We start from the raw sequence: 24,922 nt of genomic DNA, 5'->3' as shown, positions 1-24,922 counted from the left end.
TAAATACAAAATCATTCAAAATAAAAATTAAGTAAGCATAATGCTGAAATTTGAGGTTTTCAGCAATAATTCAGTTTGAAATTACATCTACGCTGCCATTCAAAAAAGCTATGGATTTTGTTATATTCGCAGTCTAAAACACCGAATTTTGACTCAGGAAGAAAAAGCAGATATCATTAGAAAAGTGACCACTCTTTTAAAAGAGATCCCATCTTCTATGGATGTGGTAAAAAAAGGAGGAAACGAGCACAGACGCTACGAATATCTTGCTACGCACATGGTAAATAAGGCTATTGAAAAAGATGCGCTTATTGTAAGTGAAGATGGTAATGGTATTGCTATTTTGTTTAAAACGAGCAAAAAAGATGAGAATTTTTGGAAGAATGCGTGGTCTGAGTTGAAACTTGTTTTTAATGTTACCGGTATTAAAAATGCCTATAAAATCGTAAAAACTCAGAATTACATTAAAAAGCAACGCCCACAGGAAGGCGAATATTTATATTGCTGGTTTTGGGGAATTCTTAAAGAATCTCGTGGCCCTGGCACTCAGGTTGGCGTTCAAATGAAAAATGAGTTTTACAGACGGGCAAAACTTTACAATTTGCCACTGTATGCTGAAACCAGAATGCGTAAAAATGCGATCGTTTATCAAAAATTTGGATTTCAATTATTTAATAAATGGGATCACCCTAGTGGTGACACGATGTACTTCTTAAGATATATTCCTGAAGAAATAAGCGAAAAGAATTAAGCTTCAAGACATCGAATATCAGATATAAAAAAAGCCGAATCTTACGATTCGGCTTTTTCCTTTTTAACTAACTAACTAACTAACCTAAACTTATGATATTTCTATCATTCTTTTAGCCTGCACTTTTGCTTCTTCCTTTTTTGGAAGCGCGATCTCTAAAACTCCGTTATTATAGTTTGCAGAGATCTTCGAGTTATCTACCGTGTCTGGTAAACTAAAAGCTCTTTTAAAAGTGCTGTAACTAAACTCCCTACGAGTATATTTGCCATTCTTTTCTGAAGTTTCTTTTTCTATCTTATCTTCAGCAGAAATAGTTAATACATCGTTATCTAATTCAATTTTAAAATCTTCTTTAGACTTTCCTGGAGCAGCAACTTCAACAATAAAATTCTCATCAGACTCGTGAATATTCACCGCAGGAATTCTAGTTCCTATATTATTCACGTTAGTAGTTCCTCCTAACCAATCTGTTTTAAACATATCATCGAATACAGATGGCAACCAGTTTTCATTTCTCTTAATTATACTCATAACTCATTTATTTTTTGTTAGACTTTATTTCTTTTAAGACACTTAGGGTATAGCAATTTGGATTCCATTTAAATTTTAACGTCATTTTGACAGTTTTACTCGTTTTTAACATGACTTTTTAACATGTTAAGCCTTTTTGAGAGTATATTCGAACATTATATATTGACGAATGAAAAAACTATTTACTCGCCTACTCTCTTTCTTTAATTCAATTAAAAGCAGGATCGCTTTTTATCCTACGGTAATTGGTTTGTTAGGATTTATATTCACGTTTATCACGTTGTTTCTTGAAGAACAAGGTGCATCAGAGGTTTTAAGATCTAATTTCCCGTCGCTAATTGTTAATAGTGGCGATACAGCACTAAGTGTTTTAGGGGCAATTATTACCGGATTAATATCGATGATGGTTTTTAGTTTTTCGATGGTAATGGTGTTACTTAACCAGGCGACCAATAATTATTCACCAAGACTGCTTCCCGGTTTGATCTCAGATCGTAAACACCAAACTGTGCTGGGTATCTATCTGGCTACGATTCTTTATTGTACTTTTATTATGGTTGCCATCGATCCCGATGCTGCACAAAAAAACCTACCCGGATTTTCTGTGTTTTTGGGAATCCTCTTTACAGTGATCTGCATGGGCGCTTTTATCTACTTTATCCATACTATTTCGCAAAGCATACAGATCAATAACATTTTGCAGTATATCCATCGGCAATCTAAAAACCGACTCAATAAATTACTGGATAGCGAAAGAAACCAAAATGATGATTTTCCAGATTCTAAAAAATGGTATGTCTATCATGCTAAGGAGAGTGCTTATTTTCAAAATCTTTCTGTTGCAAACATGTTAGATCTTTGTGAAGAATTAGACACCAAATTTCATATTCTACCGATTAAAGGAATTTTTATTCTGAAGGACACGCCAGTATTCCGTTCAGAAAAGAAATTGAATAACGATAAGATTGATGAAGTTTTAGCAAATTTCAACTTTGCGCGAAAAGAACTGGTCGCTGATAATTATGTATTGGCTTTTAAACAAATTACTGAAATAATAGCTAAAGCTATGTCTCCCGGAATTAATGATCCCGGCACTGCAGTTAATGCGATCGATTATTTAACTGAATTGATGGCGCTAAGAATGCAAAAAAAGGACAGTAGTATTGTTAATCGAAACGACAAATGTCTTTTGAAATTGAATACGGTGAACTTTAAAGATTTACTTTATAATGTTTTAGTCACCATTAGAACCTACTGTTCTCACGACATTATAATTATTCAAAAGATTGCAGTAATGTTTGAGTATATGCTGCAGCAAGAACAAAAAGAAAATTATTATAAAGAAATTATACTTTCTGAAGCTAAATTTTTCTTCGCGAGTGCTTTAGAAGCAACTTCTTCTAAAAATGATATTGAAATTATTAAAAAACATGCTGAAATGTTGAAAATCGAGCTTTAAAACAACTAATTTCAGTTATAAATTAAAAATACCCGATATTGGGTATTTGATAATTGAAGTATTTAGCTAAATTTATTTTCACTCCAACCCACTGAAAATTAATGTGCTAAACAAATACCTTTTAATTCTTTGTTTTCTTCTTATAATCCCGGCTTATGCTTCAGAGGATGACACACTTTTTGTAAAAGGAGTGTACCCACATCATATTGTCGATTTTTTTAAACGATTTCAAGACTGCGAAGAAAGAACTTCCGCAGAGATCATTAAGCAATACAATAGTGGCGAGTTTCAGGATATGCAACCAAGCCGAATGGTAAACCTTGGTTTTACGAAATGTTATAATTACTTCTCTTTAACGGTAAAAAACGACCAGGCTTCTGCACAGGATTATTATTGGAGTTTTTATAATGACGGTATTTTATTCACTTTATACGAACTAAAGAATAACCAACTTCTGCAACTTGGGAAAACCTCTGTAGCCCAAAAACTCGAGGAAAGACCTACACCTATTCGATGTCTTTCTTTCAAGGTAGAAATGCAGGCATTTGAAACTAAAACCCTACTCTTAAAAACAGAACTGCAAGGACATTCTAATCTCTATTTCCCTACAGATTTCACTACTGTAGAAGATATTCTGATCTACGAATCGAATAACGCTTTTCTATTAGGGCGATATTTTGGCTATTTTATTTTTACGGCATTATTCAACCTGTTTCTTTTTATTCTAATTAGAAGAAAGCTTTACGGCTTTATGTTTGGTTATATTTTAAGCATGATCTCTTTTAACGCCATAGAATACATGTACGATGCGCTTTTAGTGCCCGATATAATTCACAGCCTCTGGCTACGTTTTCCAAAGTTATTTTTTATAGTGCTGGCTTCTTACTTTCACACTAAAGTTTTTCAGTATTTCACGGCACATAAAGAAAATTTCCCTAAATGGAATTCAGTGTTAAACCTCATCAATAATTTTATACTTTTTATTGTAATCCTCTTCGTAGCGATACAGATCTTTATTCCTAAAAACACAGCTTTTTTTAACCAATTTCGGCTTTTATTATTTCTATTATTTTTTATCAATTTAGCTGTGCTTGTGGTAAACCTGGTCTATTCTATAATGAAGAGGAATAAACAAGCTATTTATTTCTTAGGTTGTAATTTTCTTCTCATTCTATCACTGCTATTTTATATCACCAATACCTTGCAAATAGGTGGCTCTACGATCTATATGTCTCCGGGTAACATTATAAATGCGGTTGCTTTTGAAGTTCTTAGTTTAACCATTGCTTTTTTACTGAATTACAGAAAGGAATTAAATGCGATGAACAAGAACCTGACTAATGCAAAATTGAAGAGCGAAAAACTAAGCAAAGAGCTAATTGAAGTGCAGGAAAACGAAAAGCAACTTATCGCCAGAAACCTTCATGATGGATTAGGAAATACGATGAATGCTTTACGACTTTTAATGGAAGCTCCTAACAAAAACGAAAAGCAAATCTCTGGGATCTTCAGCTTGGCTAAAGAGCAGTTTCGCACCCTAATTTATCAAATATCGCCTAAAGAAATAGAAAGCGTTGGCTTATACAAAACCATTCAGCAAGATCTGGAACTTTTTAAAAATACGTCTATAGAAATCAATCTCACACTTCTTGATGACGATAAAAGGATCGACAGTATAAAAGCGGTGAATATCTATAGAATATTTCAGGAACTTATGTCCAACATTATAAAACATTCTAAAGCCAGCGTTGTAGATATTACCATTAATTGTGATGAAAAGACCTGTAGCCTGCAGGTAGAAGATAACGGCGTAGGATTTAAAAAAGAGACCAGCAAAGGCATGGGCATAAAGAATATAAAATCCCGAGTGTCTTATCACCAGGGAATTTTTCATATCGAAAATACTGAAAACGGAATTATAAGCATCATCGAAATACCTATCTAAAAATGGAAGCAATCAAAATTGTATTAGTTGATGATCATTCTTTGTTTACTGAAGGATTAATGCAAATCCTGGATCCTATAAAAGACATTCAGGTTATCGCTACTTTTAGAGATGGAGAAACCATGCTTAAAAGTGACGAAATTCATCGTGCTGATGTTTTATTACTGGATATTAATCTCCCCGGAAATTCAGGAATTAGTATTGCTGAAAAAATGAAACCTTATTTTGGCTCATTGAAGATCATTTGCCTATCGATGCTTTTTGAAGAGAACATTCTTGAAAAACTGAAAGAAATAGGCGTTTCTGGTTACCTGCCAAAATTTATTCATACGAGCGAACTTATCGAAGCCATACGAAAAGCAACTAGTGGGAAAACCGTTTTTTATGAAGAAAAAGCAAAAGCGGTAAGCAATGTAAAGGTTTGGACCAGTGATTTTAAATTAACTAATCGCGAAATAGAAATCCTTCAGCTTATTAAGGATGGTAAAAGTACCAAGGAAATTTCAGAAATTCTTCACCGCAGCCAGTTTACCATCGAAACACATCGTAAGAACATGATTAGAAAACTGAATCTTAAAAACTCAAGCGGATTGCTACATTTCGCAATGAAAAATCTCCCAACCTGATTTTCAATTTTGATTCAGCAAAAAATATAAGCAAAAAAAAGGCTCCCGAATGGGAGCCGATATTGTATGACTATCGAGTCAGTTTTTTATACTTGATTCGTTTTGGCATTACATCGCCACCAAGACGTTTCTTCTTGTTCTCTTCGTAATCAGAGAAACTACCTTCAAAAAAATATACTTGAGAATCTCCTTCAAAAGCAAGAATATGAGTACAAACTCTATCCAGAAACCAACGGTCGTGAGAGATCACTACAGCACATCCTGCAAAGTTATCTAAACCTTCTTCTAAAGCTCGAAGCGTGTTCACATCAAGGTCGTTCGTAGGCTCATCCAGTAACAATACGTTTCCTTCTTCCTTAAGCGTCATTGCCAGGTGAAGTCTGTTTCGTTCACCACCAGAAAGCATATTTACTTTTTTGTTTTGCTCGCTTCCGCTAAAGTTAAATCTACTTAAATAAGCACGTGAATTCACCTGTCTGCCGCCCATCATGATAAGCTCCTGCTCATCACTAAAGTTTTGCCAGATGGTTTTTTCAGGATCAATATCAGAGTGGCTTTGATCTACATAAGCGATCTTCGCAGTTTCACCTACATCAAAAGTACCTTTATCTGGTTGCTCCTCGCCCATTATCATTTTAAAGATCGTAGTCTTACCGGCACCGTTTGGACCAATAATTCCAACAATTCCCGCTTGTGGCAAACTAAAATTAAGGTCTTCGTATAATAATTTATCTCCAAAAGCCTTACTCACACCATTCGCATCGATGACATTAGTACCTAATCTTGGACCATTAGGAATGTAAATTTCAAGCTTTTCATCCATTTGTTTTTGATCCTGACTAAGAAGCTTGTCGTAATTTTTAAGACGAGCTTTTTGCTTAGATTGACGACCTTTTGGATTCATTTTAGCCCATTCTAATTCTCGCTCAAGCGTTTTTTGGCGTTTACTTGCCTGCTTTTGCTCTTGTGCTAAACGTTTTGATTTTTGATCTAACCAAGAAGAATAATTTCCTTTCCATGGGATTCCTTCTCCTCTATCTAATTCTAAGATCCAACCAGCAACATTATCTAAGAAATAACGGTCGTGAGTTACCGCGATCACCGTTCCTTTATATTGTGCTAAGTGATGCTCTAACCAATGTACAGATTCGGCATCAAGGTGGTTGGTTGGCTCATCTAAAAGAAGTACATCTGGTTCTTTTAATAACAAACGACAAAGCGCCACACGTCTTCTTTCTCCTCCAGATAATACTGAAATTTTCTTATCTGCATCTGGAGTTCTTAAAGCATCCATTGCAATTTCCAGCTTGGTATCTAATTCCCACGCATTGCTCGCATCGATCTTATCCTGAAGTTCTGCCTGCTTGTCCATTAGTTTCTGCATCTTATCTGCATCTTCATAAACTTCAGGCAACCCGAACATATCGTTGATCTTGTTGTATTCGTCTAAAACAGCTACCGTTTCAGCAACACCTTCTTTAACAACTTCAAGAACAGTTTTATCTTCATCCAGCTCGGGCTCCTGCTCAAGATAACCAACGGTATATCCAGAAGAAAATACAACGTCTCCCTGATAATTGGTATCTCGGCCAGCAATGATCTTCATTAAAGTAGACTTACCAGAACCGTTTAAACCAAGAATCCCAATTTTTGCTCCGTAGAAAAAACTTAGGTATATATTTTTTAGAACAGGTGTATTCGCAGATTTGTAGGTTTTAGTAACCCCACTCATCGAGAATATCACTTTTTTATCATCTGCCATGTAATCGTAAAATTTTTTGGTTGAATTAATACTATTAAAAATTCAGTTTAAAATCATCCAATATGACTTTAAAACCGAGCAAAAATACAAATAAAGAAACACAAAATATTAGTGATCGCCTAAAAGTCGAAGCAAAAGAATAAGTTGCCCGGTATGATGTGCATTATGCTCTATAACAAGCAACAACTCTCTAAGCAAAGTATGATCTTCACTATTTTTGACCGGCGTATCCAGATTGTTCTGTTCATCCAGAATGTAATCTGCAAGCTGCTGTCGCTCTTTAAAGAATTTGGATTTTAACTGTTCCCATTCATTTTCGCTTTCTGGAGCTTGTTTTTGATCCCAATAACCTTCTGGCCATTTTGGTGTTTGGTAATCATCTAAGAATATATAATCCAGGATATCCTTCTGGGTGTAGGTGATATGGTAAAATACCTCGTAAAAAGAATACGGTAAACCATGGATTCTGTTGCCAATCTTTTCGAACGATGCTTCATTTAAAACCTTATCTATAGGCATAAAAGCTTCACCACCCATAAGATGTTTTACCAATTGTGCTCTCTCCATAAATCTATCTTCTTTTAAATTTATAAAATCAAATTCGGCCTTTCAGTGCATTAAAAACCCAGGAAACAGCAAAAAAACCAATTCCCACTACAGAAAAACCTATCGCGTGATCTTTATATTTTAAGACACCTAGAAGTACGATCGCTGTGGCTACTAAAAATATAATAAATGAAGCCCAGGCGAAAATGGTGTTCTTGTTTAATCCCATAAAAAATTATTTCTTACAAATATCGCATATTTTGATTAGTATTTTAAAAATCAAATAGCTTGTATTTTGTATTTTAGCCAATATTGTGAAAATTTTTAAATTATTTTTGAAAAGAATTAAGCAAATCAAGGTTAAAATTCATTTTTACTCACCATAAAATTGCTTCCAAAAAACTGTTTATATGGATATTAACTTCAATAAAAATGAAGATCATAATAAATTATTAGTTTCAGATTTAAACCATCATCTAAAGAGAGTATATCTTGGTGGTGGCGAGAAACGTATCGAGAAACATCACGCCAAAGGGAAAATGACTGCCAGAGAGCGGATAGATTTTTTACTGGATAATCCTGAAGCTGCTATCGAAATTGGCGCATTTGCCGGTGATGGTATGTATAAAGAACACGGTGGCTGCCCAAGTGGCGGCGTTGTGGTTAAAATAGGAAAGGTTTCTGGTAAACAATGTATAGTTGTCGCCAATGACGCTACTGTAAAAGCCGGTGCCTGGTTTCCTATTACGGGCAAGAAAAACCTACGTGCACAGGAAATAGCCATCGAAAATAAATTACCTATTATATATTTGGTAGATAGTGCCGGTGTTTACTTGCCAATGCAGGATGAAATTTTCCCGGATAAAGAACACTTCGGAAGGATCTTTAGAAATAATGCGGTAATGAGCAGTATGGGAATTACCCAAATTGCTGCCGTGATGGGAAGCTGTGTTGCCGGTGGAGCGTATTTACCAATTATGAGTGATGAAGCTATTATTGTTGAAAAAACCGGAAGTATTTTTCTTGCCGGAAGCTACCTGGTAAAAGCAGCAATTGGCGAAACCATCGATAATGAAACCCTTGGTGGTGCAACCACGCATACAGAAATTAGCGGCGTAACAGATTATAAAGCCAAAGACGATAAAGATGCGCTGACCAAGATCCAGAATATTATGGATAAAATTGGCGATTTTGATACCGCTGGTTTTAGCCGAAAGAAAGCTGTAAAACCGAAGTTAGATCCTAACGAGATCTTCGGAATTCTACCTAAAAAGCGATCAGATCAATACGATATGACTCAAATTATTGAGCGTTTAGTTGATGATTCTGAATTTGAAGAATACAAAAAAGGTTACGGCGAAACGATTATCACCGGCTATGCAAGAATCGATGGTTGGGCCGTGGGAATTGTTGCCAATCAGCGTAAGATCGTTAAAACCAAAAAAGGTGAAATGCAGTTTGGCGGAGTGATCTACTCAGATTCTGCCGATAAAGCCACTCGTTTTATTGCGAATTGTAATCAGAAGAAAATTCCACTAGTGTTTCTTCAGGATGTAACCGGATTTATGGTGGGCAGCAAAAGTGAACATGGCGGCATTATTAAAGATGGTGCAAAAATGGTAAATGCGGTAAGTAATTCCGTAGTGCCAAAATTCACTATTATTATTGGCAATTCTTACGGTGCCGGTAACTATGCGATGTGTGGTAAAGCTTACGATCCAAGATTGATCGTTGCCTGGCCAAGTGCAGAGCTTGCAGTAATGGGCGGTACGCAGGCCGCGAAAGTTTTAGCACAAATCGAAACCGCTTCTTTAGAGAAAAAAGGCGAAAAGGTAGATGCTGAAAAAGAGAAAAAAGTTTTTGATAAAATAAAATCCAGATACGACGAGCAAACCTCAGCATATTATGCGGCAGCAAGATTATGGACAGATGCGGTTATCAACCCTATGGATACCCGTAAATGGATCTCGACCGGTATCGAAGCTGCGAATCACGCCCCAATTGAAAAAGATTTTAATTTAGGTGTAATTCAAACTTAATCTATGCGAAAACTATTATTCTTATTATTTATCAATTTAACTTGTAGCTCACTTTTTAGCCAGGATTCTACCCTGATAGCGCGTACTAAAACATTTATACCAATAGATGCTTATCGGAAGTTCGCAGAAGAAGAGCCAGATCCAGAAAAAATTAAAATTATAAATGGAGACAGCTTAGTAAATGTTCCTGAAGATTTTTATCCACTAAAACGAAAAAATGGGGAAGTTAGGGTAAAATATGAACCTAAGGATTCTTCTTTTCTAGAGCTTTATAAAACAGTTGTTTTTAATGCTAAGAAGGAAAATAGCGATAAAACAACCATGAAATATTGGAAAGATGATATCAAAATATTTTTTGAGGAAAGTGTTCCAAAATCACATGTTAACGACTTAATGGAATTCGCCCAGTCGATTTCTAAAGATATTGATTCCCTTAATATCGAGCGAGTAGATAATATTGAAGCATCTAACTACCATATCTATTATTTAAATTTAAAATCTAATATAGATTACGACCCAAGAATTGCAAGAAATAGTGGATATTATGTTAGTTGGAACGGCAAACAACAAATCTATGATGCATCATTAAAAATTAATACTGAAAACGTCAAAAATAGTATTACACAACGAAATCATTTGAAATATTGGTTTTTTAGATCTCTTGGATATTTTTATTCTTCAGACGATATGGATTGTTATAGCATGCTTTCAAGCTGTAAAGGTTATAGAAGAGCTTCCAAAAAAGATCTCGAAATTCTAAAATATCACTATTCCTATGGAGTTTGTAAAGGTGCTAATCTTAAGAGTTTTGAAGAATTAACCTCAGATATGCAACAACGCTTAAAAGAAAATCCAAATGCACGAATTTATGTAGTGCATCAAAATTAATAATAACAATAACCTCAATATAGTTTAAAACCACATTGTTTAATTTAATCATCAGGAATGAAAAAAGTTCTTTCTACATTTTTATTTTCAATGCTTGCTTTTGCAGCGTCCTCACAAGTGCTTAGCAACAAAGAAAAATATACCGAAGCTGATACGCTTCGTGGCTCACTAAGAGCTGAACGTGCTTATGATGCACTAAAATATCATTTAAAACTGAAAGTAGATCCTTCAGAAAAATTTATTGGCGGTACCAATATTATCACTTTTAAAACCGAAGAGGAATTACCGGTAATACAAATCGATCTATTCGAAAATATGGATATCGATTCGATCGTTTACCACGGAAAAAACCTTCAATATAACCGTAAATACAATGCTGTTTTTATTGAATTTGGAGAAGCTTTAGCTAAAAACACCACAGATTCTTTAGAATTTTTCTACTCGGGTCATCCAACAGTTGCTAAAAACGCGCCCTGGGACGGTGGTTTTGTTTGGACGCAGGACGAACAGGGAAATCCCTGGGTTGGTGTTGCCGTACAGGGAACTGGAGCCAGCCTTTGGTATCCTAATAAAGATCACCAGAGTGATGAGCCAGAAAGTGTTCAGTTAGATATTGCAGTGCCAAACGGATTAATGAATGTTTCTAACGGCAGAATGATTGGTAAAAAAGATCTTGGAAATGGTTATACCGAGTGGAGTTGGGAGACCGTTAACCCAATTAATAATTACGATGTGATGATCAACATCGCTAACTACGAGCATTTTTCAGATAAATTTCAGGATCTAACTTTAGATTATTACGTGCTTCCTTACAATCTTGAAAAAGCAAAAAAACACTTTGAAGAAGTTCAGGATATGATGACTTGCTTTTACGAGAAAATGGGGCCTTATCCTTTTGTCGAAGATGGCTATAAATTGGTGGAAACTCCGTATTTAGGTATGGAGCATCAAAGTGCTGTTGCCTACGGAAATAAATACATGAAAGGATACCTAGGAAATGACCTTTCTGGAACCGGAGTTGGTTTAAAGTGGGATTATATTATTATCCACGAATCTGGACACGAGTGGTATGGGAACAGCATCACCGCCAAAGATATTGCCGATATGTGGATTCATGAAGGTTTCACCACTTATACTGAAGCTATTTACACCGAATGCGGTTGGGGAAAAGAAGCGGCCTTAAAATATATTAAGGGACAACGAGCAAATATCCAAAATAGAGCAACGATTATTGGAGATTACGGAGTAAATGCTGAAGGTTCTGGCGATATGTATTTTAAAGGATCTAATTTATTAAACACCATTAGAAGTATTTACGATAACGACGAACTTTGGTGGGATACTTTTAGAGATTACACCGCGACTTATAAACACAAGATCATCGACACAAAAACGGTTGAAGACTTCTTCGATAAACCAATTAAAACAGATTTAAAACCGGTTTTTGATCAATATTTGAGGCATACCAGAATTCCGGAGTTACAATTTAGAAAGGAAGGAAAAACTTTTGCTTATCGCTGGCGAGCAGATGCAGAAGGTTTTAATATGCCGGTAGATGTTTTTATCGACGGAAAAGAAACCCGTTTAAAACCAACAATGGAGTGGAAAAAACTAGACAAAAAAGTTTCTAGTGAAGATGCTATAAAACTTAACGATTTAGAGTTCTATGTAAATATAAAGTTTGAATCATAAAACTTTTAAAGCTCAAAAAATAAAGCCTGAAATTCGATAATTTCAGGCTTTATTTTTTAGGTTTTATGTTAGTCGCTGTTTCCTACCCATTATAAAATATAGTAAAGTCCCAAAAAAACTGAAAAAGATCACAACAAGTAACCAAACGATCTTATCGTTTCCTTTAAAATCGTTTCTTATAATATCGATTATCGCCAACAACGGGAATAATAGCGCAAATAAACAGGTAATTAAGATGAGAATAATTTGCGGGGCGCCAATGGCAAATATTTGATGTAGCATATGATTGATTTTTTTATAAATCTAACGTTTTTGATCTAAAAAAAGTCTTATTTATCAAAAATTGCTAATCTTTTTCTTCCAGCTGAAAAATTTCATTAACCGAACATTCAAAAATTGCAGAAAGCTTTAAAGCCAAAATTGTAGAAGGAGCGTATCTATTTTTTTCTATAGAATTTACGGTTTGCCGGGAAACCCCGAGCAATTTCGCCAATTCCTGCTGAGTCATATCCTTTTTGGCGCGTTCAACTTTTATCGAATTCTTCATTAATTGAACTTTTTCATAAAGTAGAAAACACCAAAATACCATAGAAACATGGTAAAAAGTAACTGACTGGCATGGATATCACTTTCAAAACTTCCGTGAAATAAAATACTTACAAACGGACTCACAACAGCAAATAGGACTCCGTATAAAAAAGTAGCAGCAAAAGCAACCAATCTTAATTTCATACTACGTTCATCTTCTATTTTTTCTTTTGAAAGCGCCAATATTAAAAAAGCAATTAGTATCAGGTCAAAAAATATATTTTTCGAAATCTCTTTTTCTACGGAAATAATTTCTGTAACCGCAATTCCAAAAAGTAGTATTGCAATCCCTATTAATACATACCCAACGATTCTAAATTTATGCGGAAGTAATTTGATATCTGAACTTTTCATTTGTAAAGAATTTAAGTCTAAATGACAAAAATACTTTACATTTTAGAATAATCAAATTTTGAACTTGTTAAATAACTCTTTAAAATAAGCTATTTTGATTTGGGGAATTCTCTTCGATTACCTGGCCTAAATCCCAAAGCTCTACAATTTTATCTCCAGAAAATCTAAAAATGTGTACAACGGCAATTTGCATGTCTGCTTTCTCAACTAAAGAATGTACCACTACCTTATCTTTATCTGCCAAAACCTGCTGCGGCGTAATTGCCTGATTGGGATTGTTTTGATGATCCTGCTTCATAGCATCGATCAAAGATTGTCGATCACCTTTAAAGTATTGATTATGATGTATAAAATCTGCACTTACAAAAGCAGAAAATCCTTTATCCACAGCCCCCATTCCAACCGTTTTCAAAAAGAGTACGGCAATTTCATTATTCGTCATTTTTGAAAATTGATTTTCTGAGGGTTAATTTACCCTGCTTTTTAGTGTATTATCCCTATGAATTTTTCCGCTGGAAGTTTCCTCGAATTTTTCAACAAAATAGATCTTTTTCGGGTGCTCAAATTTTTCCAAAGATTTTAGAGTGGATATCCTTTCTTTCATTGCAGCTAAACCTTCTTCAGAAAAAGGGGCTTCAATAAACAGCACCAGTTTATCTCCCAAAGCATCATCTGGAATCGAGGTTATAAAAAAGCGAGAATCGATAATTTTACCCAGTTTTTTTTCAATTTCTTCAGGATGTAATTTTACGCCGCCGCTATTAATTACATTATCGATACGGCCTTTCCAATGGAATTTTTTATAGGTTAGAATATCAACAACATCATTCGTAATAATTACCTCATCTGAAAGATTTGGTGCTTTAATTACCAAACAACCACGATCGTCCTTACTAATATTAATATTGGGAAGAACCTTAAAAGGCCTGGATTGTTTCTTCTTCTTGTTAGGATTAATTCGTCTGGCAGCGATATGAGTAATGGTCTCTGTCATTCCATAAGTTTCATAAACTTTGGTATTCACCTCTTTTACCATTTTTTGCAATCTAAGTGACATGGCTCCTCCACCAACGATCAGTTTTTTGATCAAATGTAAACGCGCAACCGAATTATCCAGTTGAAAAGGCGTCATGGCGCAAAAGTCGTAAATCTTAAAAACCTGGTCCAAAGGCGTGGAAGATGGCGGAACAAGATCCAGCTGCCAGCCGCAGACGATGGCACGAATAATCATCATTTTACCAGCGATATAGGTAGCCGGCAAACATAATAATGCAGTGGTATTTTCTGGAAGATCAAAATATTTTGCGGTGGCCAAGGCCGAATTGACCATGTATTCTTTCTTAAGCCGAATAGTTTTTGGTTTCCCTGTAGATCCTGAAGTTTTTACTTCAACAAAATCCTGTGGTTTTAACCATTCCAGTATAAAATCACCTACTTCTTCCTCAAATGCTTCCCCTTCCTTTATAAATTGAAATGCATGCTGTCGCAGCTCAGCGTTACTGAAATGTTGCTTATTCAGCTTAAAATGAGGATGCGTCTCCGGAACCTTATAGTAGTCTGCCATATTGCTCTCCAAATATGTTTGAAATCGGACTAAACTAAGTTATCAAATTGCTATTATAAATTTAAAAATAGCTAATTTTTAGTAATCTTCCCTAATTTCTGATAAATCTTCAATATCAGCAACACCATAAGTTTCAACAAATTTAGGTTTTTCTACTTTTCCGAAAAGTCGATTTCCCCAGTTTTTCCAGTTATATCGCTTGGCATAAACCAATAAAATCAATGGATAAATCACTAAAACACTTACCCAAACATCCCAACCGGCAACAGGGCTGGAAACATCGCGTAAAATAGATTCGGTATTAAAAGCGGTCCAATCTGCCGTTACCAGCACTGCAGCAACCATATTGTTAGCCGCATGAAAACCTAAAGAAAGTTCTAATCCTTCATCCATCAGCGTCATTATACCAAGCATTAAAGCAGTCCCAAAATACGAAACCATAACCAAGTCTCCCATTTGTGTAACTTCTGGATTTGCATAATGCATTGCTCCAAAAATAAAAGAAGTAATTAATAAAGGAATCCAGCGATAACCGGTTTTTATACCAATTCCCTGCATCAAATATCCTCTAAAGAAGTATTCTTCGAAACTTGTTTGCAGTGGTACAAATAAAATTGCAATAATCGCTAAGACAAGAAAAGGAACCAGTTTGAAATTAAATATGTAATCATCGGGACTTAGGAAAAAATAATCTACTAAAATCAATACTATATTTAAAATGGCTATGATAGAAAATGAAAACCAAAATCTACCCCAATCTATCTTTGTCCTACTTGTTGTAAGGTTAGTGATACTATTTTTATGAATCGCTTTATACAGTAAGAAGAATACGAATAGCGACAACGCGAAACCAAAAAGCATTAAGAAAAAGGTTATGTTGCTACTAAAATCGGTCATCATTCGGTTTTGATCAATAAAAATAGCTATCATCTCTTCATTATATCCGTATTTAAGGACTAGGGCTACAAAGAATGGAATAATCTGTAAACAAATCCAACTGAAAAAAACTGCTATAGTACCAAATAAATATCTTGCACCGCTACTCTTACCTTTAAAAGCCTGTTCTATATACATTTGTGTTTTTAAAATTTAAAATCCCAGTTTAAATTAGGATTATAACTAATCTTACCATCTTTTACCTCTAACGGACTCTCAATATAATTGGTGTACAAACTTCCCGTTCCCAATCCCTGCGGCATTTTTACTTTTTTCTCGTAGGTAAATTGAGAAATAGCATTTAAACCAATATTGCTCTCTAAAGCACTTGTATTCCACCAGCCAATATTATTCGTTTCAGCTAAGTCGATCCATTGCTGAGTTCCTTTGAATCCACCAATAAGACTCGGTTTAAATATCAAATATTGAGGTTTTATGGTTTGTAGTAATTTTTTCTTCTTTGTTACATCAAAGACGCCTATCAACTCTTCATCTAAAGCAATTGGAAGCGGAGTCTCAGCGCAAAGTCTCGCCATTTCTTCCCAATTTCCCTGCTTTATGGGTTGTTCGATACTATGAAGTTCTAATTCACTTAAACGCTTCAGTTTTTCTAATGCATTTTTTGGATCGAAAGCACCGTTAGCATCAACACGTAGTTCAATTTCTTCTGCGGAATATTGCGATCTGATATACTTCAGTAATTCAATTTCGGTATCAAAATCGATGGCTCCGATCTTCATTTTTATACAGTTGAAACCCGACTTTAACTTATCTTCAATTTGAGATTTCATAAAATCCTTCTCTCCCATCCAAATAAGTCCGTTTATCGCAATAGCCTCCTCTCCTTTTGTAAATGCTGAAGGGAATAATTCGAATTCATTTTTATTCTCGAGAGACTTAAAAGCCATTTCGATCCCAAACTGAATACTTGGAAATTCCATTAATTGCTCCCAAAGTGCATCTTTACCCAAATGAATATTTTCACAAGCCCATTTCAGCTTTTCTTCATAATCTGGCCGATCGTCTATGCTTAAACCACGTAAGATTCCGCATTCACCGTAACCAAAATTATCACCATCTTCAATTTTGATAAACCAGGTTTCCTTAACAGTAAGAACGCCCCGCGAAGTTCCGCTGGGGCGTTTAAAATTTAAAATATGCTTTTTGTAAGTTGCTTGCAACTGCTTAGTATTTAGTCTGTTTGTATTTTAGATTATTGGTAAACTAAAAGGCCATAAATGTTAGAATTTTGAATGAATTTTAATCTCTGATTAACAGTTTAATGTGGTTCTAAGTTTTGAAGTCATTTTTATAATCTCATCCAATTTACTCGAAAGTTCTTCAAATTTCTTCAAATCTAAAAAACTAAGATCGTTTGCAATGATTAATTGAGTTTCTAACTCATAACATGAACCTAATGCAATCTCTAAAAATCTTGAATAATCTTTATTAGATTTTCTTGAGGCACCTTCAGCAATGTTAGAAGGAATTGAGATGACTGCTCTTCTCATTTGCGAGGTTATCCCATAACGCTCATCCTCTGGAAAGTTCTTAGTAGCTAAATAAACAGACTTACAAAACAATCGGCTTTGTTGCCAAACTCGTAAGTCTTTAAATTTATGCATATCTAAAAATCTAACATTCTAATCTACTAATAATCCAATATTCTCTAAAATTAAACACTTAATTTCTCTCCAATATCGAGTAATAATAATTCTTTTCCTTTATCTGCAAATTTCTTTTTAGCCTCAGCATGATCGATTTCGATATAACCAAAAGTATCGTAATGACAACCTAAAATTCGGTCGCATTCTATAAAATCACTTGCAATTACAGCTTCATCTGGCCCCATGGTAAAATTGTCACCAATTGGTAATACCGCCAGATCAAGTTTTGTAAATAACGGGATTAATTTCATATCCATACTTAAAGCAGTATCTCCAGCGATATATAAATTCTTTTCTCCGGATTGAATTACAAAACCTCCTGGCACTCCACCAGAAGCACCGTCTGGAAATGTACTACTATGCCATGCCTGTACATATTTTACTTTCCCAAATTCAAATTCCCAGCTTCCGCCGTGATTCATTGGGTGTACTGTAAATCCTTTATCTTCATAGTAAGCAGCAATTTCAGCATTACTAACGATCACCGCATCTGTATTTTTCGCCACAGTTTCTACATCTAAAACATGATCCTGATGCGCGTGTGTCACTAAAATATAATCTGCTTTTATATCCTTTAAATTGATCTTATCCTTTGCATTTTCATTTCCAGTAATAAAAGGATCTACCAAAATATTAATATCTCCTATCGTAAGACCAAGGCAATTTTGGCCGTAAAATGTAAGTTCCATAATAATTTTATTTGAGTTGCACCTAAAATACTAATTGATGCCAGCAGAATAAGAATTTAGAATTCTATAATTTTGTTAAACTTCAGCTTAAAAAACCTGACCTAAACCAAACAAAAGTGATAGTGCAAAAGTAGATAAAGCCAATACTTTTAACTCTGGATCCAGTAAAGCCGGAGACTCATTTTGCATTACTCGTTTTAAGTGAAGCACAAGCGGAATAAAGGCAAGATAAAATACAATATCATCCCAACCCTCAAAAACCAAAGCCGAGTAAGCCGCCATAAGCAAGATGGCACCAATGATCAAAAAGTAATGATAAGCTTTGGCGCCCTTTTCGCCTAATTTTACAGCCAGTGTCATTTTCCCAGATTTTTCATCTGGAACTCTGTCACGCATGTTATTTAGATTAAGCACTCCTGCACTTAAAAATCCAATAGCTGCTGCCGGCATTAACACCGCCCAGTCAAAATCATTTACATAAAGAAAGAATGATCCAAATACGGCAACAATTCCGAAGAAAATAAAAACAAATATATCTCCTAATCCGCGATAACCATAAGCCGAATTTCCCACTGTATATTTTATAGCGGCAACAATAGATGCCACACCCAAAACCATAAAAATTAAACTATACAAGAAATTCTCGCGACCAAAAGAAGCGTAGATAAGACAGACTGCCAGAATAAGAGTGATTATCGAAGTTAAGATAATCCCCGTTTTCATTTCTGAATGCGTTATCAATCCGCTTTGAATGGCACGTTGCGGCCCAATACGTTCGTCGTTATCTGTTCCTTTTACACCATCACCATAATCGTTTGCAAAATTAGATAACACCTGGAGACCTAAAGTTGTAGCAAGTGCCAAAGAGAAAATCCCCAAGCTAAAATATCCCTGCTGAGCTGCAATGGTACTGCCTACTAAAATCCCTGAAATTGATAAAGGTAAAGTTCGTAATCGGGCAGCATTTACCCAGGAATTAATTTTTTTCATTTAACGCATTATTTTAACCAAAACTTCCTTTAAAAGATCTCCAGAAGATAAATTTACTGCTCCAACTCCTTTACTCTTCACATCGGCTTCCTGCAAAACATTAATAGCGTAACTCACTTTTTTCATAGGATAATTTCTGGCAGCTACGGTGTAATCGTTCACAAAATATGGATTCACTTTTAGCTGTTTTGCCACATTCATCTTCGATTTATCGGGCAAACCATGATATTGTAGCAACTGCGAGAAATAAGAGAATAAAAGCGATATCGTCACCACAAGTGGATTATCCTTTGGATTTTGCGAAAAATAATTGATAATGCGATGTGCTTTTACCTCGTCTTTTAAACCTACGGCTTTACGTAACTCAAAATTGTTGAAATCTTTACTAATTCCTATATTTTGTTCGATAAGCTCTGGCGTAACTTCAGTGCCCTTTTCACAAACCAATTGAAGTTTCTGTAACTCATTATCGATCTTCCCTAAATCTGTTCCTAAAAATTCTACCAGCATTTGCGAAGCTTTTGGAGAAATCCCCAGTCCTCTCGATTTTAAATTCCGAACGATCCAATCTGAAACCTGATTCTCATACAGCTTTTTGCTATCTAAAATAACACCACTTTTCTTAATCGTCTTATAAACTTTTTTCCGCTTATCCAGCGTTTTATGTTTATAGCAAAGTACCAAAACCGTTGTTGGTTGTGGGTTTTCAGCATAATCACTCAGTTTATCGATAGTTCTGGCTAGATCCTGAGCTTCTTTTACGATCACCACCTGCCGCTCTGCCATCATAGGATAACGCTTCGCATTTCCAACGATCTCATCTACATTGGTATCGCGACCATACATAATGATCTGGTTAAAACCTTTTTCGTCTTCGTGCAGCAAATGATCCTCGATATAATCGGCCACCTTATCTACAAAATAAGGCTCGTCTCCCATCAAAAGATAGATAGGAGCAATTTTTCCATTTTTAATATCGGTCACAATTTGCTTTGCGTCGTCCATGCAGAAAAGAATCTTTTAGGCTGAAATTTGTTTTATCGTTAAAGGCTTTTGGATATTGTATTCTTTAGTATTTTTGAGGTCTATGATCGACCTTAATTTTCCAAAATATAATTTCAGGTTCAAAAATAGTCAAAATAAAATAGCTGTTTTCGACGAACTCAGGAAAAAATTCATCATTCTTACTCCTGAAGAATGGGTGCGACAACATTGTACACAATTCTTAATTCAGGAAAAAGAATTTCCCAAAAGCCTTATTAATGTTGAAAAACAACTGAAACTAGGCAAATTAACCAAGCGTTACGATGTTGTGGTTTACAATAGCGATGGCAGCATTCATTTAATTGTAGAATGTAAAGCGCCACATATTAAAATTACACAAAATGTTTTCGATCAAATCGCGCAGTACAATATGACCTTAGATGCAGATTTTTTAATGGTCACCAATGGATTATCCCATTATTACTGTAAAATGAATTATGAAGCTGGTGAATATGAGTTTCTACAAGAAATCCCGGCTTATAAATTGGCTTAAATGACAGTAGCAGTTGTTATCTTAAATTGGAATGGAAAAGACTTGCTGAAGCAATTTTTACCATCGGTCACTCAATTTTCTACGGAAGCCAATATTTATATTGCCGATAATGCTTCTACTGATGATTCAATAGATTTTCTACGGAATAATTATCCTGAAGTTAAGATCATTCAGAATAAAAAAAACGGTGGTTATGCTAAAGGCTACAATGATGCACTGAAGCATCTTTCCGAAGATATTTTAATCCTTTTAAATAGCGATATTGAAGTTACCAAAGACTGGTTAAAGCCGATATTGGAAGTTTTTAGCAACGATTCTAAAACCGCTGCGGTACAACCAAAAATTTTAGACTTCAAGAACAAATCTTATTTTGAATATGCCGGTGCAGCAGGCGGATTTATAGATAAATTTGGTTATCCATTTTGCCGCGGCAGAATTTTTGAAACCATCGAAGAAGATAAAGGGCAGTATGATGACGAAACAGAGATTTTTTGGGCATCTGGAGCCTGCTTAGCGGTAAAAAACACTGTTTTTAAAGAAATTGGAGGTTTTGACGAAGATTTCTTTGCCCACCAGGAAGAGATCGACCTCTGCTGGAGAATAAAAAATCTTGGTTATCATATAAAATACACCGGCAAATCTTGCGTTTATCACGTTGGAGGGGCTACTTTAAATAAAATGAACCCTAAAAAGACCTTTTTTAATTTTAGAAATAGTCTTTTTATGCTGGTTAAGAACCTTCCTAAAGAAAAAATGCGTAAAATTGTGTTGCAAAGAATGGTTTTAGACGGTATTGCCGGACTAAAATTCCTTTTTCAAGGTGATTTTGGTCATTTTTCGGCAGTTTTGAAAGCGCATGCTGCTTTTTACGCCAATTTTTCAAAAATGAATAAAAAAAGGATTGAAAAAACCTCTAAAATTAAATACTTTGATGTAAAATCTGTCGTTTTTGAATATTTTGCATTGAAAAAATCGACATATAAAAATTTAATATAAAGTCTATCTAAAGTATTGTTAATACTACTTTTAAGCTTTATATTTTTTTGATACTTTTGGAAAATCTAACATTAACAATAATTACAATAAGTTATGAAAAAAATCATGCTTTTATCAGCCTCTGCGGCTATTTTGCTTTCTTCATGTGTTTCAAACAAGAAATACGCTGAACTTGAAGCAAAACAAAAAGAAACTCAGGACCAGCTTAATACCGCCACTGTAAAATTAAATGCTTGTCTTGAGGATAAAACCGAAATGACAGAGAGAATTAAAGTTCTTAACAATACAAACGCGGCGTTATTAAACAACGTTGGTGATCTTGCTACACTTTCTAAGAAAGAAGCAGAGAACTTAGAGCGTTCATTAGAGAGCATCAAAGAAAAAGATCTTGCTATTAAGAGCATGAGAGATGCGATCAATAAAAAAGACTCTGTTACTTTAGCTCTTGTAACCAGCTTAAAAGGAGCTATTGGAAACATGAACGACGATGACATCGAGATCAATGTTGAGAAAGGTGTTGTTTACGTTTCTATTTCAGATAAATTATTATTCGACAGTGGTCGTTATAACGTAACAAGCAGAGCTAAAGAAGTTCTAGGAAAAGTTGCTACAGTTATTAAAAACAAGCCAGACATCGAGTTTATGGTAGAAGGTCATACAGATGACAAATCTATTTCTACTTCTATGTTCCAGGATAACTGGGATCTATCTGTAAAAAGAGCTACTTCTGTAGTTAGAATTTTACAAGACGAATTTGATGTTGATCCTAAGCGTATGACAGCTGCAGGTAGATCTTACTACATGCCAGTTGCTTCTAACGATACTGCTGAAGGTCGTGCTAGAAACAGAAGAACAAGAATCGTAGTTCTTCCTAAACTAGATCAATTCTACGGAATGATCGAAGAAGGTATGGAGCAAGCTTCTAAAGCTTCAAACTAAGAAAATAAAAGATATATCTTATATATCGAAAAAAGCCTCGCAAATGCGAGGCTTTTTTATTTACTGTATTAAACCAAAACTTATAATTTTTTGGAAAATACATCTTCAATATCCTGATTCAAGTCTAAATGGAACCAACGAATGCCATTATAAAAAGTTAGTTTAAACAAATTTCATCATTCATTTACAAATCATAAATTATTAATACATAATTAAATTGTGAACTATAATTTTTGATCAAATCTAAAATTATGTATATTTTAAACTTTTCTTAACAACTTAACAATTTTTGATGAAACGAAACAAACTCCGTGGCCTAAGCCTTCTGGCTGCATTAGCATTTGTATTTTCTTGTGAAAGCGAGAAGATCGAAGAGGAAAACTCTAGTTACGAAACGCTAAATTATAGTGTTAACAATAATACTGTAAACACAGATTTTAGTTTAAAAGAAGAATTACCAGATGTAAATGAAAACCTGGGCGATTTAATTACAAATGATGCGGTAAGCCCTAGCGAATGCGCGCCCACTGCATTTGCTGAAGTACAAAATGATTATATTTTACCCATAGTTCAGGATCAATTAGCACTAACTTATTACTCACTCTACTTAGATCTGAATTTTTACTATTCTTATTTTGATAGAAGCGAACAATATTTTGGCGAAGATGGAAGCTATACAAATTTTATGTCTAAGCGAAAAAGAGAGCTCGAGAGATTTTGGGACATGGAGGATGAAATTATCTTAAATGGGCAGCATACAGCTACTTTAAATGATCGAGAAAAAGTTGCCGATCTTTATGAAATTGTTGGTGCAAATGTAGAAACTCGCGAAGATGCCTATGCGATCGCAGATCAAATCCTGGCTATTAATGCTGCTTCTCCTAATTTACCCGAAAATCCGTTTTTTGCGACTGATGGATTTGCAGTAACTAATAACCTAATCGTAATTGGTGACGGTATTGTACAGATGTTATCTGAAACCGGAATAGATTCAAAAATAGTATGGACTGGTATTTTATCTCACGAATGGGCGCATCAAATACAATTTGATAATACCTCATCCTGGTATCCAAATGGAGCTGCAGATGATCCTGCGGAAGCTACCAGATATACTGAATTGGAAGCAGATTTTCTTGCTTCTTATTATATGACTCACAAAAGAGGAGCTACCTATAATTGGAAAAGAGTAGAACAGTTTTTTGAACTATTTTTTGCGATTGGAGATTGTAGTTTTAGTAGTAGTGGACATCATGGAACTCCGCTTCAAAGAATGGAAGCTTCCCGACTTGGTTATGAACTGGCTGCCTCTGCTCAGAAAAAAGAGAAAATTCTTTCTCAGCAAGAAGCTCATGACTATTTTGTGGAAAATATCGATGAAATATTATAACAGATACCACATTTATATATAAAAAGCCTCGCAGATGCGAGGCTTTTTATTTTAAACTCTCTTCATTTTAAAATATGAAAAATCACCGGATAAACGAGGATTTTCAATTTTAAAACGCTTTAGTTTTACATTATTTCCAAACTTCCTTTTCCTTCTCTTAGTACTTCTGGTTCTTCTGAAGTTAAATCGATCACGGTACTTGGGGTATTATCACCATATCCACCATCGATCACAATATCTACCAGGTTATCCCATTTTTCCTGAATCAACTCTGGATCTGTGGTATATTCAATCACCTCATCTTCGTCTCTTATCGAGGTTGAAACTATTGGATTGCCTAATTCTTCTACGATGGCCCGACAAATATTGTTATCTGGCACTCTTATCCCAACGGTTTTCTTTTTCTTGAATACCGTTGGTAAATTATTATTTCCCGGCAAAATAAAAGTATAAGGACCGGGCAAACATCTTTTCAGAATTTTAAAAGTCGCAGTATCAATTTGCTTCACATAATCTGAAAGATTACTTAAATCGTGACAAATAAAACTGAAATTCGCTTTTTCCAATTTCACTCCTTTAATCTGGGCGATCTTTTCTAAAGCGGAGTTATTGGTAATGTCACAACCTAAACCATAAACCGTATCGGTTGGATAAATTACTAGTCCGCCGCTACGCAAAGTTTTTACGACTTTAGTGATTTCACGCGGATTCGGATTTTCGTTATAAATACGAATAATTTCTGCCATTTTTAATCAGCTTTTTCAACTTCTTTCTCTAGTTTCAGGACTTTGCTACCATCTTCCTGTTCGATAAACAAGGCTTTATTTCCCTGTTCTCCTTTTCGGGTAATCTTACTGCCGTCTATGGTTTTGGTAACCTCTTCAGTATAAGTTTCGGTTACTTTACCTTCAGCAGTTCCATTTCCCCATTCCCATTTAACGTTACTTCCTTTCTGAATCATCTTTTTCTTTTGAAGATAAAAAGAAAGCCGCATTTTGCGGCCCTGAATAACACAAGTTTAACTCGAAAACCTTGT

Annotated in this window: 28 protein-coding genes; 11 read left to right on the top strand and 17 right to left on the bottom strand. The window is 35.0% G+C overall.

Annotated elements, in window-relative coordinates:
* Positions 1–148 precede the first annotated feature (148 nt).
* The gene (locus INR75_RS10010; RefSeq protein WP_223091789.1) at positions 149–751 is read left to right on the top strand and encodes a hypothetical protein; all 603 of its coding nucleotides are present in this window, start codon (positions 149–151) and stop codon (positions 749–751) included.
* Positions 752–841: 90 nt separating this feature from the next.
* Here the strand turns inward: INR75_RS10010 and INR75_RS10005 are convergent, their stop codons facing one another.
* Positions 842–1,282, bottom strand: a complete 441-nt coding sequence (locus tag INR75_RS10005; protein ID WP_223091788.1) for an Hsp20/alpha crystallin family protein — start codon at positions 1,280–1,282, stop codon at positions 842–844.
* 169 nt (positions 1,283–1,451) lie between these two features.
* Between INR75_RS10005 and INR75_RS10000 the strand changes: the two genes are divergently transcribed.
* The 3 genes from INR75_RS10000 to INR75_RS09990 all read left to right on the top strand — a co-directional run bounded on the left by INR75_RS10000 (position 1,452) and on the right by INR75_RS09990 (position 5,312).
* Positions 1,452–2,741 (top strand): DUF2254 domain-containing protein, encoded by a 1,290-nt coding sequence (locus tag INR75_RS10000; RefSeq protein ID WP_223091787.1) that lies wholly within the window; start codon positions 1,452–1,454, stop codon positions 2,739–2,741.
* 103 nt (positions 2,742–2,844) lie between these two features.
* A complete protein-coding gene (locus INR75_RS09995; protein ID WP_223091786.1) occupies positions 2,845–4,686 on the top strand; it encodes an ATP-binding protein in 1,842 nt (613 codons plus the stop codon).
* 2 nt (positions 4,687–4,688) lie between these two features.
* Positions 4,689–5,312: a response regulator gene (locus INR75_RS09990; protein ID WP_092544884.1), complete on the top strand. Its 624-nt coding sequence runs from the start codon at positions 4,689–4,691 to the stop codon at positions 5,310–5,312.
* A 70-nt stretch (positions 5,313–5,382) separates the two neighbouring features.
* On the opposite strand, the gene ettA is transcribed toward INR75_RS09990, so the two are convergent.
* From ettA to INR75_RS09975, 3 genes are all read right to left on the bottom strand, one after another.
* Complete coding sequence (gene ettA / locus INR75_RS09985; protein ID WP_223091785.1) at positions 5,383–7,074, bottom strand: energy-dependent translational throttle protein EttA; 1,692 nt, start codon at positions 7,072–7,074, stop codon at positions 5,383–5,385.
* A gap of 108 nt (positions 7,075–7,182) precedes the next feature.
* The gene (locus INR75_RS09980) at positions 7,183–7,641 is read right to left on the bottom strand and encodes a DinB family protein (protein ID WP_223091784.1); all 459 of its coding nucleotides are present in this window, start codon (positions 7,639–7,641) and stop codon (positions 7,183–7,185) included.
* Between the two features lie 28 nt (positions 7,642–7,669).
* Positions 7,670–7,849 (bottom strand): CAL67264 family membrane protein, encoded by a 180-nt coding sequence (locus INR75_RS09975; protein WP_092544891.1) that lies wholly within the window; start codon positions 7,847–7,849, stop codon positions 7,670–7,672.
* Positions 7,850–8,030: 181 nt separating this feature from the next.
* On the opposite strand from INR75_RS09975, the gene INR75_RS09970 reads away from it, so the two are divergent.
* The 3 genes from INR75_RS09970 to INR75_RS09960 are packed head-to-tail and all read left to right on the top strand — an operon-like array spanning position 8,031 to position 12,239.
* Positions 8,031–9,659, top strand: a complete 1,629-nt coding sequence (locus tag INR75_RS09970; protein ID WP_223091783.1) for an acyl-CoA carboxylase subunit beta — start codon at positions 8,031–8,033, stop codon at positions 9,657–9,659.
* 3 nt (positions 9,660–9,662) lie between these two features.
* Positions 9,663–10,547, top strand: a complete 885-nt coding sequence (locus INR75_RS09965) for a hypothetical protein (protein ID WP_092544895.1) — start codon at positions 9,663–9,665, stop codon at positions 10,545–10,547.
* Positions 10,548–10,604: 57 nt separating this feature from the next.
* A complete protein-coding gene (locus tag INR75_RS09960; protein ID WP_223091782.1) occupies positions 10,605–12,239 on the top strand; it encodes a M1 family metallopeptidase in 1,635 nt (544 codons plus the stop codon).
* 63 nt (positions 12,240–12,302) lie between these two features.
* On the opposite strand, the gene INR75_RS09955 is transcribed toward INR75_RS09960, so the two are convergent.
* The 11 genes from INR75_RS09955 to holA all read right to left on the bottom strand — a co-directional run bounded on the left by INR75_RS09955 (position 12,303) and on the right by holA (position 20,032).
* On the bottom strand, positions 12,303–12,521 hold the full coding sequence (locus INR75_RS09955; protein WP_223091781.1) for a PLD nuclease N-terminal domain-containing protein: 219 nt from the start codon (positions 12,519–12,521) through the stop codon (positions 12,303–12,305).
* Between the two features lie 64 nt (positions 12,522–12,585).
* The gene (locus INR75_RS09950) at positions 12,586–12,786 is read right to left on the bottom strand and encodes a helix-turn-helix transcriptional regulator (RefSeq protein WP_223091780.1); all 201 of its coding nucleotides are present in this window, start codon (positions 12,784–12,786) and stop codon (positions 12,586–12,588) included.
* Positions 12,786–13,181 carry a hypothetical protein gene (locus INR75_RS09945; RefSeq protein WP_223091779.1) on the bottom strand — a complete coding sequence of 132 codons (396 nt, stop codon included), beginning with the start codon at positions 13,179–13,181 and terminating at the stop codon, positions 12,786–12,788. Before INR75_RS09945 ends, INR75_RS09950 begins: the two co-directional genes overlap by 1 nt.
* A gap of 79 nt (positions 13,182–13,260) precedes the next feature.
* Positions 13,261–13,623: a nuclear transport factor 2 family protein gene (locus tag INR75_RS09940; protein ID WP_223091778.1), complete on the bottom strand. Its 363-nt coding sequence runs from the start codon at positions 13,621–13,623 to the stop codon at positions 13,261–13,263.
* A 24-nt stretch (positions 13,624–13,647) separates the two neighbouring features.
* Entirely contained in the window at positions 13,648–14,745 is a 1,098-nt protein-coding gene (locus INR75_RS09935; protein ID WP_223091777.1) for an AMP-binding protein, read from the bottom strand.
* Positions 14,746–14,823: 78 nt separating this feature from the next.
* The gene (locus INR75_RS09930) at positions 14,824–15,819 is read right to left on the bottom strand and encodes a CPBP family intramembrane glutamic endopeptidase (protein WP_223091776.1); all 996 of its coding nucleotides are present in this window, start codon (positions 15,817–15,819) and stop codon (positions 14,824–14,826) included.
* A gap of 8 nt (positions 15,820–15,827) precedes the next feature.
* Positions 15,828–16,862 carry an o-succinylbenzoate synthase gene (locus INR75_RS09925; protein ID WP_223091775.1) on the bottom strand — a complete coding sequence of 345 codons (1,035 nt, stop codon included), beginning with the start codon at positions 16,860–16,862 and terminating at the stop codon, positions 15,828–15,830.
* Positions 16,863–16,952: 90 nt separating this feature from the next.
* Complete coding sequence (locus INR75_RS09920) at positions 16,953–17,306, bottom strand: four helix bundle protein (protein WP_223091774.1); 354 nt, start codon at positions 17,304–17,306, stop codon at positions 16,953–16,955.
* A 50-nt stretch (positions 17,307–17,356) separates the two neighbouring features.
* Positions 17,357–18,037: a metal-dependent hydrolase gene (locus INR75_RS09915; RefSeq protein WP_223091773.1), complete on the bottom strand. Its 681-nt coding sequence runs from the start codon at positions 18,035–18,037 to the stop codon at positions 17,357–17,359.
* An 87-nt stretch (positions 18,038–18,124) separates the two neighbouring features.
* Entirely contained in the window at positions 18,125–19,027 is a 903-nt protein-coding gene (gene menA, locus INR75_RS09910) for a 1,4-dihydroxy-2-naphthoate octaprenyltransferase (protein ID WP_223091772.1), read from the bottom strand.
* Positions 19,028–20,032 (bottom strand): DNA polymerase III subunit delta, encoded by a 1,005-nt coding sequence (holA, locus tag INR75_RS09905; protein ID WP_223091771.1) that lies wholly within the window; start codon positions 20,030–20,032, stop codon positions 19,028–19,030.
* Between the two features lie 82 nt (positions 20,033–20,114).
* Between holA and INR75_RS09900 the strand changes: the two genes are divergently transcribed.
* The 4 genes from INR75_RS09900 (at position 20,115) to INR75_RS09885 (ending at position 23,886) form a co-directional block, all read left to right on the top strand.
* Complete coding sequence (locus INR75_RS09900) at positions 20,115–20,564, top strand: type I restriction enzyme HsdR N-terminal domain-containing protein (RefSeq protein WP_223091770.1); 450 nt, start codon at positions 20,115–20,117, stop codon at positions 20,562–20,564.
* Positions 20,565–21,560 (top strand): glycosyltransferase family 2 protein, encoded by a 996-nt coding sequence (locus tag INR75_RS09895; protein WP_223091769.1) that lies wholly within the window; start codon positions 20,565–20,567, stop codon positions 21,558–21,560.
* 93 nt (positions 21,561–21,653) lie between these two features.
* Entirely contained in the window at positions 21,654–22,499 is an 846-nt protein-coding gene (locus tag INR75_RS09890; protein WP_223091768.1) for an OmpA family protein, read from the top strand.
* A 292-nt stretch (positions 22,500–22,791) separates the two neighbouring features.
* The gene (locus INR75_RS09885; protein ID WP_223091767.1) at positions 22,792–23,886 is read left to right on the top strand and encodes a hypothetical protein; all 1,095 of its coding nucleotides are present in this window, start codon (positions 22,792–22,794) and stop codon (positions 23,884–23,886) included.
* Between the two features lie 125 nt (positions 23,887–24,011).
* On the opposite strand, the gene INR75_RS09880 is transcribed toward INR75_RS09885, so the two are convergent.
* Together INR75_RS09880 and INR75_RS09875 are read right to left on the bottom strand one after the other, a co-directional pair.
* A complete protein-coding gene (locus INR75_RS09880; protein ID WP_084840008.1) occupies positions 24,012–24,632 on the bottom strand; it encodes an L-threonylcarbamoyladenylate synthase in 621 nt (206 codons plus the stop codon).
* Positions 24,633–24,634: 2 nt separating this feature from the next.
* Positions 24,635–24,847, bottom strand: coding sequence for a DUF2945 domain-containing protein (locus INR75_RS09875; protein ID WP_223091766.1), 213 nt, complete (start codon positions 24,845–24,847; stop codon positions 24,635–24,637).
* Positions 24,848–24,922: the final 75 nt, after the last annotated feature.

The sequence above is a fragment of the Zunongwangia sp. SCSIO 43204 genome (genome assembly GCF_019904275.1).
Taxonomy (GTDB): domain Bacteria; phylum Bacteroidota; class Bacteroidia; order Flavobacteriales; family Flavobacteriaceae; genus Zunongwangia; species Zunongwangia mangrovi.
Note: the sequence above shows the minus strand (reverse complement) of the source record. Positions and strands in the feature narration are given on the sequence as shown.